The sequence below is a fragment of the Flavobacteriales bacterium genome, from assembly GCA_016713875.1.
Lineage (GTDB): Bacteria > Bacteroidota > Bacteroidia > Flavobacteriales_F > PHOS-HE28 > PHOS-HE28.
Genome location: JADJOI010000003.1, coordinates 3504432 through 3519135 on the forward strand (window position 1 = coordinate 3504432; position 14704 = coordinate 3519135).

14 protein-coding genes are annotated in these 14704 nt (G+C 65.0%); 6 read left to right on the forward strand and 8 right to left on the reverse strand.

From position 1 onward, the window contains the following. Window position 1 precedes the first annotated feature (1 nt). Both IPJ87_16310 and IPJ87_16315 read left to right on the forward strand, forming a co-directional pair. Entirely contained in the window at window positions 2–481 is a 480-nt protein-coding gene (locus IPJ87_16310; protein ID MBK7943411.1) for a hypothetical protein, read from the forward strand. Window positions 482–954: 473 nt separating this feature from the next. Then, a complete protein-coding gene (locus tag IPJ87_16315; protein ID MBK7943412.1) occupies window positions 955–1887 on the forward strand; it encodes a T9SS type A sorting domain-containing protein in 933 nt (310 codons plus the stop codon). A gap of 873 nt (window positions 1888–2760) precedes the next feature. On the opposite strand, the gene IPJ87_16320 is transcribed toward IPJ87_16315, so the two are convergent. Beyond that, window positions 2761–2928: a YXWGXW repeat-containing protein gene (locus tag IPJ87_16320; GenBank protein MBK7943413.1), complete on the reverse strand. Its 168-nt coding sequence runs from the start codon at window positions 2926–2928 to the stop codon at window positions 2761–2763. 13 nt (window positions 2929–2941) lie between these two features. On the opposite strand from IPJ87_16320, the gene IPJ87_16325 reads away from it, so the two are divergent. After that, window positions 2942–4060, forward strand: coding sequence for a tail fiber domain-containing protein (locus IPJ87_16325; GenBank protein MBK7943414.1), 1119 nt, complete (start codon window positions 2942–2944; stop codon window positions 4058–4060). Window positions 4061–4311: 251 nt separating this feature from the next. After that, window positions 4312–5337, forward strand: coding sequence for a Holliday junction branch migration DNA helicase RuvB (gene ruvB / locus IPJ87_16330; GenBank protein MBK7943415.1), 1026 nt, complete (start codon window positions 4312–4314; stop codon window positions 5335–5337). A 24-nt stretch (window positions 5338–5361) separates the two neighbouring features. Here ruvB and IPJ87_16335 read toward each other — a convergent pair whose 3' ends face one another. Beyond that, entirely contained in the window at window positions 5362–6525 is a 1164-nt protein-coding gene (locus IPJ87_16335) for a class I SAM-dependent RNA methyltransferase (protein ID MBK7943416.1), read from the reverse strand. A gap of 253 nt (window positions 6526–6778) precedes the next feature. On the opposite strand from IPJ87_16335, the gene queG reads away from it, so the two are divergent. Beyond that, window positions 6779–7708: a tRNA epoxyqueuosine(34) reductase QueG gene (gene queG, locus IPJ87_16340; GenBank protein MBK7943417.1), complete on the forward strand. Its 930-nt coding sequence runs from the start codon at window positions 6779–6781 to the stop codon at window positions 7706–7708. Between the two features lie 13 nt (window positions 7709–7721). On the opposite strand, the gene IPJ87_16345 is transcribed toward queG, so the two are convergent. The 5 genes from IPJ87_16345 to IPJ87_16365 all read right to left on the reverse strand — a co-directional run bounded on the left by IPJ87_16345 (window position 7722) and on the right by IPJ87_16365 (window position 13004). Next, window positions 7722–7916: a hypothetical protein gene (locus IPJ87_16345; protein MBK7943418.1), complete on the reverse strand. Its 195-nt coding sequence runs from the start codon at window positions 7914–7916 to the stop codon at window positions 7722–7724. A 199-nt stretch (window positions 7917–8115) separates the two neighbouring features. Next, window positions 8116–8976: an Omp28-related outer membrane protein gene (locus IPJ87_16350; protein MBK7943419.1), complete on the reverse strand. Its 861-nt coding sequence runs from the start codon at window positions 8974–8976 to the stop codon at window positions 8116–8118. A 3-nt stretch (window positions 8977–8979) separates the two neighbouring features. After that, complete coding sequence (locus IPJ87_16355; protein ID MBK7943420.1) at window positions 8980–10722, reverse strand: hypothetical protein; 1743 nt, start codon at window positions 10720–10722, stop codon at window positions 8980–8982. Between the two features lie 4 nt (window positions 10723–10726). Further along, window positions 10727–11218: a TlpA family protein disulfide reductase gene (locus IPJ87_16360; protein ID MBK7943421.1), complete on the reverse strand. Its 492-nt coding sequence runs from the start codon at window positions 11216–11218 to the stop codon at window positions 10727–10729. Between the two features lie 91 nt (window positions 11219–11309). Continuing rightward, entirely contained in the window at window positions 11310–13004 is a 1695-nt protein-coding gene (locus IPJ87_16365) for an Omp28-related outer membrane protein (protein ID MBK7943422.1), read from the reverse strand. A gap of 248 nt (window positions 13005–13252) precedes the next feature. Here IPJ87_16365 and IPJ87_16370 point away from each other — a divergent pair, with 248 nt between their 5' ends. Further along, on the forward strand, window positions 13253–14005 hold the full coding sequence (locus IPJ87_16370) for a T9SS type A sorting domain-containing protein (GenBank protein MBK7943423.1): 753 nt from the start codon (window positions 13253–13255) through the stop codon (window positions 14003–14005). Here the strand turns inward: IPJ87_16370 and IPJ87_16375 are convergent. Then, a complete protein-coding gene (locus IPJ87_16375) occupies window positions 14002–14694 on the reverse strand; it encodes an NAD-dependent deacylase (GenBank protein ID MBK7943424.1) in 693 nt (230 codons plus the stop codon). The genes IPJ87_16370 and IPJ87_16375 overlap by 4 nt on opposite strands. Window positions 14695–14704: the final 10 nt, after the last annotated feature.

Below are 14704 nucleotides of genomic sequence, written 5' to 3' on the forward strand. Positions count from 1 at the left end.
CATGAGAACGACTTGGTTAGTTGGAGCTTTAGTGCTTGGTTTCAGCAGCTCGGCGCAAGTGGTGGATTGGCACATCACTGGGAACGGCAGTACGTCCTTTGGGACCCATTTTGCGGGGACAACGGACAATGTACAGTTCACCATACGCACCTATGATAAGGTCCGTTTGGTGGTGAACAAAGAGGACAACTACGACATCGGCAGCTTCAGTCTGCTCCCCACAGCGGGTTTTGTCGGCATCAGCCCCAGCAGCTATTTCTGGGACAATGGGCCGGGCCCCTTCAGTCGGCTGCATCTGGCGGAACCCGGTGCCAACGGGTTCCAGGGCATCAGCTACCGGCCGTGGATGCGCAACGGCGTCACCTTCACAGGCAACAGCGACCACGGCTATGTGGGCCAGCGCTACTATGGTCACGATAGCACGGACATGGTGATCCACTGGAGCGATAACCCAGGCACCTGGCTCGGTCGTACGATCTGATCGGTGAAACCCACATGAAGTTTTCAACCGCGAGCACCAGCTTCCTTGATGTCGACTATCTTCGACCTGCCATGGCTGCCGTGAACCACATCTCCAGTGAACGCGGAGCACGCGGAGGCCTGCTGGAGGCCGGAGGCTGGAAGCTGGTAGCTGGAAGCCGACAAGCCTGGGACCTACCAAGGGAACCTCACCAACCATCGATGAAAGAAGCCCCCGGCGCTTGACACACCGAGGGCTTTGGTCGCTCAACATTCACCCCCTAAGGCATAGGAACATGAACACGAGCTAGGGCAAAGGTACAGACCCTTGGGGAGCAGGCGCATGGCCCCAATGGTGCCGGTCGCAACGGAGGGCCCAAGGCCGATCCGTACGGGAAGGCAGCGCATCCATGCGATGCGCGGTCTACCCGGCGACCAGGAGCGCCGCAACAAGTAAGGAGAACGTCTATGCCCAGAGCACTCCTTCTTCACTTGATGAACTTGGCCCTCGCCGCGATGGCGACGGCTCAGAACCTCGTGCCCAACCCGAGCTTCGAGGACACCACCCATTGCTCCCTGTATCAACCGCCTTACGAGGAGGCCGTCGGCTGGTATAGCGCCAACCTGGCCACACCGGACATCTTCGACTGCGATACTGTGGATCCTTGTGGCACCTTCATGGACCCCACGGACACTGGAATACAGGCAAAGGGGTACAGGACCGCATACGACGGGAGCCGATTGGCCGGCGGATTTCATTGGTATGGGACGGACAGTACTGGCAGCACGCGAGAGTACCTGAGCGCCAAGCTGCTCGCCGGGCTCGAGGCCGGTAGGAGCTATCGGGTGAGCCTGTATTGTGCACGACCAAAAGGGCACCGACGCGCTATTGACCACATTGGTGTGTACTTCGGCCCGGATAGTATTCACGAACCGCACACCACGGTGCTACCGTTCAGCCCGCAGATACAGCTCCGTGATCCGAACAACGCCTATCTGCTGGATACGAACTGGGTCGAACTGGCGGACACCCTTGTGGCGCAAGGCAACGAGCGCTGGCTGGTGATCGGCACCTTTCAGGACGACCCACAAGTGAACGGCATCGACCTGCCGCCCCTGTTCCCACAGCCCAAGGCCTACTATTACATTGATGCGGTGGCCGTGGTACCGCTGTATGCTGAGGCGGTTGAGGAGCAGCTGGCAGGGTCTGCAGAGCTATCGGCGACGTCCGAGATGATCCGATGGATCAGCAGCGAGCCCTTGCGCTCCTTGTCGGTCATTGATGCGGCCGGCCGGGTGGTCTGGCAGCCGCGCTTGTCCGAGAGCCGAGAGGGTGGCATCCTGGTTCCAAGCAGCTTGGCACAAGGCCTGTACACGGTCATCGCGTACATGGGTGGGCAACGAAGGGTCGTCAGGTTCATCAAGTGAGAAGGGGCCTTGGGCGCAACCCCAAGACCATGAGAACGACAGTTTTCGCAGGAACGTTGATACTTGGTTCCATTGCCGCCGTGGCCCAGAATCCGTGGCTACTCGCCGGGAATGGTGGTACAGACTACACGCTTGACTTTCTGGGCACCACCGATGCCGAGCGGCTTGCTCTTCGGACCTACGACAAGGTCCGGTTGGTGGTGAACCAGGAAGACAACTACGACATCGGCAGCTTCAGTCTGCTCCCCACATCGGGCTTCGTGGGTATCAGCCCCAGCAGCTATTTCTGGGACAATGGGCCGGGCCCCTTCAGTCGGCTGCATCTGGCAGAACCCGGTGCCAACGGGTTCCAGGGCATCGGCTACCGGCCGTGGATGCGCAACGGCGTCACCTTTACGGGCAACAGCGACCAGATGTACATCGGGCAGAAGTACACCTACGACAACCCCGAGGAGCCCGAGTCCGGTGAGCTGAACGACTACACCGATGCCGTTGTGCAGTGGAGCGATAACCCGGGCACCTGGCTCAGCGATCGCATGCGCTTCATCTTCACCTCGGAGTACAGCAGTTCCAGCCCCACCGGTAGCAACTCCATGGAGGGCTTGGAGGCCATGCAGCTCTATCCGCACGACAGCGGTTCGGAGGTGTTCGTGGGCATCGGCGATTGGTTCGGCCAGAGCGCCACGCCCGATGAGCGGCTGGACGTGCTGGACCGCACGATCATGATCCGCAGGCTGGTGCCGGACTATGAGGATGGCCAGTTGGACCGCCTGGTGGTGACGGATGCGGATGGGCGCTTGCATTGGCGCAGTCTGGCCAACCTGCCCGACAACTGCGAATGGACCATGAGCAGCACATCCCCGAACCATGTGATCACTGCAGTGGGTGCGGCCAACGGTGCATGCCCCGACGATGCCGAGAACGTAGGGATCGGTGACAGTTCGCCCGAAGCCAAACTGGACGTGCTGCGCAACCAGACCTCGTCCAACGACCTGGGATCCAGGTGTACACGAAAGGTGATAACAACGGCACTGAGAACATTGGGCTGAAGTGCGTGGTGCAGACGGCCAGCGGCCAGACCTCGGGCAACGAACACTATGGCGTGCATACGCGGGCCTACGACGGGGCTGTGAAGAACTATGGTGTATATGGCCGGGGCTGGCTCAACACCGGCAAGTCCACCACGGACAACATGGGTGTCTACGGGGACACGGAGAACGGATCCGGGCAGGCCACCAATGCGTATGGTGTAAAAGGCTACAGCAGCGGGCTGCCCACCACCAAGGGTTTCGGCGTGCATGGTTATGTGTACACCACCCCGAGCGACTCGAGCAGCGCAGTCCTATTGGCCGGCGTATATGGCAGCACGCAGCACACGAACTATCCCAATCGCTGGGCGGCCTATTTCGTCGGCGCGGGTTTTCATTCGGCCGGTGTGTGGCAGAGCTCCGATGCGATGCTGAAGCAGAATGTCACGGACCTGACCGATGCCTCGGATATACTCGCCCAGTTGCAGCCGAAGCGGTATCAGTTCAGGACGGCCGACTACCCCCAGTTGGGTCTACCGGAAGGCACCCACGATGGCATCATGGCTGGCGATCTTCAGGCCGTTCTGCCCGGTCTGGTCCGAACGGTGACCCAGCCTGCGGAGGTCGACTCGTTGGGGAACGTCCTTCAACCGGCGGTGACCTTCAAGGCCGTGAACTACGGCGGGCTGATCCCAGTGCTGGTCGGGGCCAGCAACGAACAAGGCGCACAGATGGCCGCTCTGCAAGACCAGGTCGCTCAGCTCCAGCAACAACTCGCTGCGATGCAGCAGGACCTCGCGAGCTGCTGCACGGCCAACGGAGGAACTGACCAGCGCACCATGAGCCCAGGGGCAGGGACAGGAGCGGGTGCAAACGAAGCCCTGCGCACCGATCTCTTCATCCTGCCCAACCCGGTGGCGGACCTCACGCAGCTGCGCTACACGGTGGCCGCGCCGGGCCGCACGCGCCTGGAGGTCAGCGATGCCAGCGGCAAGCGGCTGGAGGTGCTGGAGGAGGCCGTGCGGGAGGTGGGCACGTACACCCACGACTGGACCACCACCGACCTGGCGCCCGGCACCTACCACTGCACGCTGTTCCTCAACGACAGCTTCGTGGTGAAGAAGGCCGTGAAGGTGGCGCGGTAACGGGATCAGGCATTTACGGCGGGTGGTGCGAGGGTGTAAGGGTGCGAGGGTGGCAGGGACGGCCCTGGGCTCTCGCACTCTCTCACCCTTTCCCAACTGCCTCAGTGCCGACCTCGTTCGATCCGAGTGCGGCCTTCGGTGCATGGGCACATCCCGCCAAGGCGGGACAGCTCGTGGTCATGTGCACATGGGCAAATGGTCACATGCGCACATGAGCAAGTGCGCCCGCCCCGCCGAACTACCTTCGCCCCATGCCCGCGGCCTTCGACCCCCGCCAGGAGCAGCGCGCCGCCAGTGACAAGGAGCTGGAGCAGGTGCTGCGTCCGCGCCAGTTCGGCGAGTTCGCCGGGCAGCAGGCGGTGACGGACAACCTGAAGGTGTTCGTGCAGGCGGCCCGGCAGCGCGGCGAGGCCCTGGACCACGTGCTGCTTCATGGTCCGCCGGGGCTGGGCAAGACCACCCTGGCGAACATCATCGCCTCGGAGATGGGGGTGGGCATCCGGATCACCAGCGGTCCGGTGCTGGACAAACCCGCGGACCTGGCGGGTCTGCTGACGAACCTGGAGCCGCACGACGTGCTGTTCATCGACGAGATCCACCGGTTGACGCCGGTGATCGAGGAGTACCTGTACAGCGCCATGGAGGACTACCGGATCGACCTGGTGATCGATGCGGGGCCGAACGCGCGGACGGTGCAGATCGCGCTGAACCCCTTCACCCTGGTGGGGGCCACCACGCGGAGCGGCTTGCTGACGGCGCCGCTGCGGGCGCGCTTCGGCATCAACAGCCGACTGGACTACTACGACGCGCAGACCCTGACGGGCATCGTGAAGCGGAGCGCGGGCCTGCTGGGGGTGCCCATCGCCGAAGAGGCGGCCGTGGAGATCGCCCGGCGGAGCCGGGGCACGCCGAGGATCGCCAACGCGCTGCTGCGTCGGGTGCGCGACTTCGCCCAGATCCAGGGGGACGGCACCATCACGCTGGCCATCGCCCAGCACGCCCTGAAGGCCCTGAACGTGGACGCGCATGGGCTGGACGAGATGGACAACCGGATCCTGGGAGCCATCATCGACAAGTTCGGCGGCGGACCGGTGGGCCTCAACACCGTGGCCACGGCCGTGGGGGAGGAGGCCGGCACCATCGAGGAGGTGTACGAGCCCTTCCTGATCATGGAGGGCTACCTGCAGCGCACCCCGCGCGGCCGCATGGCCACCGAGCGGGCGTACCGCCACCTGGGCCGGGTGCCCAGCGCGAAGCCGGGCGGCCTGTTCGAGTGATCGGGCTGCGGCCGGCGATGGCCCTTACGCCTCGAACGTCCGCCGCGTGCCGCTGTACATCTCGTAGCGCATGAAGCGGCATTCGAGCGCACCGTTGAACAGCTTGATGCGGGGCTTGGGCGTGAGGTGGACGTGCTTCGCGGCCTCCAGGTTGCTGGTGATCATCCAGGCCGTCCAGCCGGCCCAGCGCTGCTTGAGCGTGTCGCCGATCATGGCGTAGAGGGCGTCGATGTCCTCGTCCTTCACCATGCGCTCGCCGTAGGGCGGGTTGAGCAGGAGGATGCCGCCGCCTTCGGGGGGCTCGAGCTCCTGGAAGGGCCGGTTGACCACCCGGATGCGGACCTTGAGCCCGGCGCTGGCGATGTTGCTCTCGGCCTTGCGGGCCACGTGGGGGCTGAGCTCGCCGCCGAGGATGAGGGGCTTGTGGGTGGTGTCGATGGCAGCGAGGGCCTGGGTGCGGACCGCCTGCCAGGTGTCGGCCTCGAACCCCTTCCAGCGCTCGAAGCCGAACCGCTTGCGGTGGATGCCGGGCGGGATGCGGCCGGCGATCATGGCGGCCTCGATGAGCAGGGTGCCGCTGCCGCACATGGGGTCCACCAGGTTGCTGCGCCCGTCCCAGCCCGAGAGGAGCACCAGCCCCGCGGCCAGCACCTCGTTGATGGGGGCGAGGTTGGTGTGGTCGCGGTAGCCGCGTTTGTGCAGGGAGCCGCCGCTGCTGTCCAACGACACCAAGCAGTCGTCGCCGTGCACGTGGAGGTGGATGCGCAGCGTGGGGTCCTCCAGGTCCACCGAGGGCCGCCGGCCCTGCCGTGCGCGGAAGCGGTCCACGATGGCGTCCTTGGCCTTGAGCGCCAGGAACTGCGAGTGGGTGAACCGGTCGGAGTGGAGCGTGCAGTGCACCGAAAGGGTGTCGTCCACGTCCATGTACCGCTCCCAGGGCATGGCCTTGATGCCGCGGTAGAGGTCTTCCTCGTGGCGTACGCCGAAGCCGTGGACGGGCACCAGGATCCGCAGGGCGGTGCGCAGGGTGTAATTCGCCCTGTACATGCAGGCTTCGTCGCCGCGGAAGCCCACGGCCCGGTTGTGCTTCTCGATGTCCCGCGCGCCGATGGCCTCGAGCTCGGCCACCAACAGATCCTCCAGCCCGAACATGGTCTGGGCGGTCATGGGAAAGAGGCCGTCGGACATGGGTGGGCAAAGGTCGGGTGGATCGCTTTTGCCTCACGCCTCCAGCCACGCGCTTCGCGCCTATCGCTCTCGGGGTGGCGCCCGTCCGCCTCAGCGTCCTCTGCGCCTCCGCGTGAGCCACCGTCCGCGTGCCGCGCGCTTCCCGCCTCCCTCCGCTTGCGGCCTATCGCTCCTTCCTCCAGCTTCCAGCGTCCGGCCGTCCGCCTCACCGCACCCTGCCTGGGCGCCATCGGACGTCCTCTAACTTGCCCGCATGGACGCCCGAGCTCGTGCTGAGGCCATCAAGCGCAAGGCGCACGAGCTGGGCTTTCTGGCCTGCGGGGTGGCGAAGGCGGGTTTCCTCGAGGAGGAAGCGCCGCGGCTCGAGCAATGGCTTCGGCAGGGCAGGCACGGCAGCATGAGCTACATGGAGAGCCACTTCGACCTGCGGCTGGACCCGACGAAGCTGATGCCTGGGGCGCGCAGCGTGATCAGCTTAGCGGTCAACTACTTCAGCCCGCCCCAGCAGCAGGACCCGGAGGCGCCGCTGCTGAGCACATATGCCTATGGGCGGGACTACCACAAGGTGGTGAAGCAGCGCTTGAAGCCCTTGATGGCCTTCATCGTGGAGCATTTCGGAGCGGTGGAGCTGCGCGCCTTCGTGGACAGCGCACCGGTGCTGGAGAAGGCCTGGGCCGAGCGGGCCGGCGTGGGCTGGCGGGGCAAGCACACCAACGTGATCCGCCAGGGCACAGGCAGCTGGTTCTTCCTGTGCGAGCTGATCACGGACCTGGAGTTGGCGCCCGATGCCCCGGCCACGGACCACTGCGGCACTTGCCGGCGCTGCCTCGATGCCTGCCCCACGGAGGCCATCACGCCCTATGGGGTGGACGGCGCGCGCTGCATCAGCCACCTCACCATCGAGCTGAAGGACGCGATCCCGGAGGAGTTCACCGGCAGGCTGGCGGGTTGGGCTTTCGGCTGCGACATCTGCCAGCAGGTGTGCCCATGGAACCGCTTCGCCACGCCGCATGCCGAGCCGCAGTTCGCCCCGCGGCCGGAGGTGATGGCCCTGACGGGGGAGGAGTGGCACGGCCTGACCGAAGTGGTCTTCGACCGCCTGTTCGAGGGCAGCGCGGTGAAGCGCACCAAATACGGCGGGCTGCGGCGCAACCTGGACTTTCTGCGCCGATCCGGGGGCTGAGCCCGACGGGCCCTCAGCTCCGCATGGTGGTCTGGAAGACCTCCAGGATCACATCCTTGTACATGTGCCCGAAGGTGGCCAGGCACCAGGCTTTCAGCACGAGCTGATCGCGCTGGCCGAGCCATCGGCGGGCCTTGATGAGTTCCTTGGTGAACAGCCGGCGGTCAAAGCTGACCTTTTGGAGCACCTGCTTGCTGAGCTCCATCATCTTCCTTCCCTGGTCCATCATCACAAAGCGGTTGATCAGGCGGTCGGTTCGGGGGAACGAGAGCCTGAAGGTAAGTCGTCGAACGGTCGGAACGCACCACCCGGTGGCGATCAGTTTTCCACAGGGCGGGATCGGGCCCCGGCCACAAAGAACGCGCCATGGACATCGAACTGTGCGAGGGGCGGGACGGGCGGGTGGCTCAGGGCTGGAACTTGCGTTCCTCCACCTGCATCACCTCCTTGGTGGTGGCGTCGTACACGTAGGCCACCAGGGCGCAGTTGTCCGGGTTGAGCACGCTGCCGGGCAGCGGGTTCGTGTAGGTGAAGGTGAGCGTATCGCCGGCGGCGGCGCTGCCCACGATGGCGGGCACGCCCCAGGTGCCGTTGAGGTTGCCGCGGAGCATGTGGCGGTGCTCATAGTCCGGCACCTCCGGCGGCGTGGCGTTCACGTCGATCTGCCAATCGATGATGTGGTCCTCGGTGAGGGCCACCACCAGGTTGTGGTCGCCGGTGACGGGGCCCAGAAGGGCGAGCTTCACGGTGGTGGAGACCGAACCACCCCCGACGGTGAGGGCGTCGAACCACAGGTGGAAGGCGGTGCTGTCGCCGATGATGTCGTTGATCGCATCACCCCAGTCGCCGTAGTCCAGTTGCAGGATGCTGTTGAACGGTCGGCGGCTGACCAGGCCGGTGGGTAGGAAAGTGATGCCGAAGGCGCTTTCGTAGGCCGTGCCCTCGGGGGTGCGGTGATCGCTGTCCAGGATGCCATCGCCCACGGGCGGCAAGGGTGCGGAGAAGCCGTTGACGCAGTGCACGGCGATGACGACCAGGTTCTCCCCATGGATGGCCTGCAGGGCGGCCGCCTGGGTGGCCGCGCCCGGGCAGTTGTTGCAGCGGTGGCCGGTCATGTCCTCCAACAGCACCTTGCGCACAACGGCATCCCCGCCGTTCCCCCCGCCGCCGCTCTGCACGGTCTCATAGGGCTGTTCCACCTTGTCACAGGCGGAGAAGGCAAGGGCGAGCACGAGCGCCAGGGCCGATGTGGGTCGCAGGGAGCGCATGGGTCAGAAGGTGCTGGTGATGGACACGGTGAGGCCGTTGGCGGCGGGCACCTGGCGGCATACCCCGCCCACGCAGAAGATGCCGGCGCGCTGGCGGCCGTAGTTCACCTGGAAGCGGTTGCCGCCGCGGATGTAGCCCACCGAGCCGATGGGGTAGTGCGTGCGTTCGGCCTCCACCTCCTTGCCGTCCTTGATGAAGGTGCTGCCGAAGGTCTCGTAGTTGTACTGGTCCTGAGCGGCCACGAACCAGTGCGGGCTGAAGGTGAGCTCGGCCACGGCGGTGGCCCAGTTGCCCAGGTCCTGCTTGGTCCAAAGGTGCTGCACCTCGAAGCGCAGGGAGGTGCGGTCGTTGAAGTTGTGCAGGCCCTCCAGCACCACCATGTCCGCGAAGACGAGCGGTTTGCCGGGTTTGCCCTGGATGACGTCGATGTCGTACTCGAAGTAGAGGTAGGTGAGGGCCAGCTCCCAGGTCTCCGACACGCGCTTGCGCAGCTCCACGTTGAGGTCGGTGAAGTACTTGCCATCGATGTCGTAGTTGCCAGCGAAGAGGCTGGAGCGGTAGCCGGTGCGGGCACTGTCAGTGAGCAGATTCACCCCGGTGGTGTCCAGGCCTACGGCTGTGCTTCCGTTGAGGGCGATCTTGGTGCCGTACTTGCCGCCCAGCGGAGTGCCCTTCTTGAACTTGTAGAATACCTCGCCCTGATAGCTCACCTCCCCGTTGGGCTGGGTGGCGTAGGGATAGAGGGTGGCGGGCAGGTTGTAGGTGTGCTGCTTGGTGAGGGGCGGCAGGAAGTTGATGTTCAGGTCGAACGGTGTGGGGGCGTTGCGCGCGCTCTGGTAGAGCATGTTGTCGTAGGAATGCGCGCCCACGCTCACACCAAGGCCCTTGGTGGAGTAGGTGGCGTTCACCAGCAGCCCCTGTCCGGGCTTGTAGATGTAGTTGTTCCGCCGGTTGGGGTCGTTGATCTTGAAGGCGTATTCCGCGTACACGTTCCAGCGTGGGCTGGTGAAGTTGATGCGCCCGGCCCAGGCGCCCACGTTGGCGGGCATCTCCAGCTGGGCCACGCTGCCGTCCGGCTGGGTCACCAGTTGCGAGGCGGCGCTCTGGTACTTGCTGACGAAGCTGCCCCCGAGGATGAGGTTCCAGGTGTGGCTCCAGGCGGAATCGAGCTCGCTGATGCTGAGCTCCGCATCGGCCCCGCGCACGAGGCCCTCACCCTTCACCGTGCCATCGTCGAAGGCCAGGCGCATGCGGCCCATCACGCCCTTGAGGTAGAGACCGGGTATCGGGCGGTATTTCACGCGCACACCGTCCATGGCGTTGTCCACACCGAGGTAGCGTTCCTCGTAGCTGCGGAACACCATGCCCTGGCCGAATTGTTCGAAGAAGTTGCCGACGGTGACGTCGAGGTCGGCTTGGTGATAGTTGATGTAGCGATAGCCGAGCCCGCTGCCCTTGTACGGGGTTCCGGCGGGATATCCGAGCAGGGAGGGTTCGTAGCTCTCCAGGCGGAGGCCGGCCTGGAAGCGGCCCATGGTCATCACCACGTTGCCCCAGGCGTTGAAGCCCCAGGTCTGGGGGGGCGGCACGGCTCCGATGTCCGGATCGTCGTTGTAGTACTGGCCGTCGGCGCTGAAATTGCCATGCACCTCGGGCAGCTGCTGGGCGACGCCGGGGATGTGGTATGCGGCCCAGGCCGTGGCCAGGGCGATGGCCGCGAGGCGGCGGGGATGACCGGAACCCATTGTGTTACTTGCCCGAGGCCTCCTTCACCTTCTGGTAGAGCTCGTTCTCGTCGCCCGGCTCGTAGTTGTTGTGCTGGTACACGATCTCGCCTTTGCCGTTCACGAGGAAGGTGTGCGGGATGTTGTTGACGTTGAGGGCGCGCTTGAGGTCGCCGTTGGGGTCCAGGAAGAACTCATAGTCCCAGTCCTGGCCGTTGACGTAGGGCGCCACACGGGCCATGCTGCGGGCGTCGTCGATGCTGACGGCGATGAGCTTCACGCCGGTCTCCTTCTGCCAGGTGGCGTACTTGTCGGCGATGGCGGTGAGCTCGCGTTTGCAGGGTGCGCACCAGGTCGCCCAGAAATTGATGATCATGGGTTTACCATCGTTGCTCCAGGTCTTGGTGTCCACCTTCTTGCCGTCCAGCGACTGCAGGGTGACGGAGGGGACGCGGCTCTGGGCGAGCAGCAGGGTGGGGGCCACGAACAAGGCCAAGGCGATCAGGAAGATCCTCATGAGGGGTGTGTGTTTGGAGCGTGAATGGAAAGGTCGGCGATCGGATGCAGATCCCGCACCAGACCGCCGACCTTTCCGATCCACGTTCGGCTTACTTGTTCAGGGTCACTTTGCGGGTGCTCTTCAGGTCGCCCGCGGTGATGGTCATGTAGTACACGCCGTTGGTGAGGCTGCTGAGGTCGACCAGCTCGCGCTGGGCGCCGGCGCCGATGCTGCGGGTGGTGGTGTACACCACTTCACCCAGCACGTTCGTCACCTCCAGGGAGGCCTGCTGGCCGCTGGGCAGGTCGAACGCCACGTTCACCACACCATTGCTCGGGTTGGGGAACACGCGCAGGCTGTTGTCCAGCAAGTTCTCCTCCACGCCCGTGGCCACCACGTTCACGAAGTCGGCCTGCAGCACCTCCTTGGTGGTGGTGTTCTGCACGAAGGCCACCAGTGTCACCCCGTCGAGGGTGCCCCACAGGTTGTAGTTGCCCTGCGCCGCACCACCCTCTGTGAAGGTGTAGCTCTGCGTGAAGCTCTGCGTGCCGCCTGCCGTAAGGGCCACCGTGCTGCCTTGGGCGTTCGGCATCATCTTGCGCTGGGCGTAGTGGTACTCGTCCTGGCCGGTGGTATTGCCGGAGAAGGTGTAGAAGTCCTCGATGGCGGCGATGTGCAGCTTGTAGGTGCCGGCGAAATCGGCGTAGGAATTCACCGTCACGTTGGCCGTAAGGTTGAAGCCGGAGAGGGCGTAGCTGAGGTCGATGTTGATGAAAGCGGGCTTCGCGGCCTCGGCGTTCAGGTTGGTGGCGCTGTTGATGAAGCCGTTCGCTTCGGAGCGGCCGTTCAGGAAGGCATCCGGGATGCCGGACACCCCGTAGTAGCTCTTGCGCGCATTGCCATCCGGGTTGTAGCTGGGGTCGTTGCCTGGGCTGGGCCAGTTCATCTGGTACTTGATGGCGGCGATGTTCGAGCCGGCATAGTTGGTGTTGAGGCTGCTGAGCAGGGGATCGAAGGTGCTGTTGTAGCTCGCGCAGGGAGGGCAGGTGCTGGAGGTGAACTCCTCGACCAGCACAACGCGCTGCACGCTCTGGGTGGCCACGCCGATGGTCTGCGTCAAGGTGTTGTTGCCGGCGAAGAGGTCGCCGTTCACGCCAGAGAGGGCCAGGTCAATGGTGTGGCTACCGACCGCGGCGTTCCACGGTGTGGTGAAGGAATAGGTGTAGCTGGCGCCGGGTTGCACGGTGGTGCTGAAGTTCTGGCTCACCGGGGTGCCGCCATCCACGGCGTAGGCGAGGGTGAAACCGGTGATCGCCGTGATGCCCGCGTTGGTCACCGTACCGGTCACCGTGGTGTTGCCCTGCGCGATGACAGCGGGGATGCCCAGGGTGGCGATGCCCATATCGGTGCCCGCCACCACGTTCGCCGTCTCGATGGTGGTGAAGCTGCCGCCCGTGGCAACAGGATCGCCGCCGACCGTGATGGTCCAGCTGCCATCGCCATAGGCGCAGCACATGCCATCCCCATAGCTGTCATTCACCGTCACGGTCAGTACCGTGCCATCGGGCACGCAGAAGCTCACCGGGGTCTGCGGGTATTCACCTGCGGCACCCTGATCGGTGTATGGACCACCGGAGCCGAAGACCGGGCTGCCACCGGGGCCGGTGACCTCCCAGGTGGTCTCAGAGCCATAGCGGTCGGTGACGATGGTCATGGTGACCTGCGTCTCGCCCGGCGGGCATTGCGCGAAGCTCTGGAACGAGGCCAGGGCCGCGAAGGTGGAAAGGAGTACAGCCTTCTTCATGATGTTAGGGTTGGGGTTCGGGTCGTAGGAGCGGCCGATGCGTTCACCGGTCCGGCATCACCGATGGATGGTGGCACTGACCAAAAGTAGGTGGGTGTGTCCAATGGCCAAGGGGGTTGTGGGATGCATCTTGGGATCCTACCCGAACCGACAGGGGCTGAGAAAGTGACCTCTGGGTGGGCGTTCCGCACTGCGGTCCGTCTACTTTTGTCCTCGAGCGCATCAGCCACCGTCAACAACCGACCATCATGAAGCGAACTTTCCTCTCCCTCTCCCTGCTCACCCTCTGCGGCGCGGCCCAGGCCCAGCTCGCCGAGCTGCATGACCACCTGACGGGGAACGTGGTGAACGGCCAGTTGCTCGAGCATTGGGGCGTGAACGATACGTCCAGCCATGAAGTGGATGTTCACCTGATCCTGAACGGTTCAGTGAACAAGACCGTCAACGTGCGGCGCTACGAGCTGTCGGTGGTGGCCAACACGGAGAACTACTTCTGTTGGGGTGTATGCTACGGTCCGCAAATGGCCGGGGCCCTGCCGGTGTGGAACGCTCAGCCGCAACACGCCATCCCCTGCCAGCCCGGCGTGATGGTGACCAACTTCCACGCCTATCACAACCCGTACGGAGCCTTGGGCTCAAGCACCTATCGTTACGTGTGGTATGATGTCGCCAACCCCACGGACAGTGTGTGGTGCGATATCCGATTCCAGGTGACGGCCGTGGGTGTGCCCGAACTGGCGGTGAAGGAGTTCGCGGCCTTCCCGAACCCGGCCATCGGCCAGGACGTGCAGTTGCGCCTGGAACTGAACGGCGACGCCGCTGGTGCACAAGTGGTGGTGCACAACATGGTGGGCGAGCAGGTGCTGTTGGTGCCGGTGCGCGGTGCCAGCGCGCGGATCACCATGCCCACGGCCCAGCTGGCGCCGGGCATGTACTTCGCCTCGCTGCAGCGCAACGGCCGCGCGGCTTCGAGCATCCGCTTCGTGGTGGCGGGGCGCTAGGCCTCGCCCAGCAGCCTGGAGGCCAGCATCGGCATGCCGATGCTGGCCTTCTGCTTGATGTGCTCCACGGAGGCGCTGCGCAGGGGCACGTCCGACGGATCGATGAGGTGGATGGCACGGCCCGGCCGGAGATGGTGGACCAGCCCGGCAGCCGGATATACCTGCAGGCTGGTGCCTACGATGATGAGCCGGTCGGCCAGGGCGACCAGGGCGGCGGCCTCGCCGATCAGCGGAACGGCCTCGCCGAACCACACGATGTGGGGCCGCAGTTGGGATCCCAGCGCACAGCGGTCGCCCAGGCGGAGGGTCGGACCGTTCACCGGGGTGATGAGCCGGGGTTCGGCGGTGCTGCGGGCCAGCAGGATCTCGCCATGCAGGTGCAACACGCGGGTGCTGCCGGCCCGCTCGTGCAGGTCGTCGATGTTCTGCGTCACCACGTCCACCGCGTGGGCCGTCTCCAGCCGGGCGATGGCCGCGTGGGCGGCGTTGGGGGCAGCGGCGATCACCTGGGCCCGGCGCTGGTCATAGAAGCGGAGCACCAGGGCCGGGTCGCGCTCCCAGGCCTCGGGGGTGGCCACATCCTCCACCCGATGCTCCTCCCACAGGCCGTCGCCGTCGCGGAAGGTGCGCAGTCCGCTCTCGGCGCTGACCCCGGCTCCGGTGAGCACCACGATGCGTTCGCGATCCATGCCGCAAAGG